This is a genomic window from Lysinibacillus sp. GbtcB16, assembly GCF_019091145.1.
Classification (GTDB): domain Bacteria; phylum Bacillota; class Bacilli; order Bacillales_A; family Planococcaceae; genus Lysinibacillus; species Lysinibacillus fusiformis.
The window spans coordinates 1-458 of sequence record NZ_JAGXJV010000132.1 but is presented as its reverse complement, the minus strand read 5'-3'; the positions used below and the strand labels follow the sequence as shown (position 1 = coordinate 458).

The 458-nt window shown below is 32.3% G+C and carries 1 protein-coding gene; it reads left to right on the top strand.

The window, feature by feature from the left end; all coding sequences use genetic code 11:
• Positions 1–282: DUF3978 family protein (locus KVT27_RS23705; RefSeq protein ID WP_217582079.1), on the top strand; the 282-nt coding region annotated here is incomplete at its 5' end.
• Positions 283–458 lie beyond the last annotated feature (176 nt).

Below are 458 nucleotides of genomic sequence, written 5' to 3'. Positions count from 1 at the left end.
ATAAAGCATACGCCAAATTGCGATTCTGACACTTATACGATCAAAGAGTACATGATTCCACGCTCAGCATTCCATTACGTTTTCCCAACCATTCATGAAAATAACGAAGAAATTTCCGTACACATGCAATGTTTTGGTATACATGGTGAACTACTCGTTGCTGAAAAACTATTTATCCATCAAAACAATCATTTAAGTTCTAAATTACGTACATTTTTCGAAACACTGAACAGCAATATACATAACGCCCTACACCCATTAAAAAAATCCCCTATCAAGTAATCTTACGCTGGATAGGGGATTTTTTAATACTTTAATTTTACGAAAGAAGCTGAGTTATTTCTTTTTCCCTAACTCCTCGCGAAACAGTTTACGCTTCAATATATGTCCAATAAATGAACAATTAAAATAAGAAGAATTTTTCAAAAAGATTCCGATTCATTTTGTTTTATTTATCT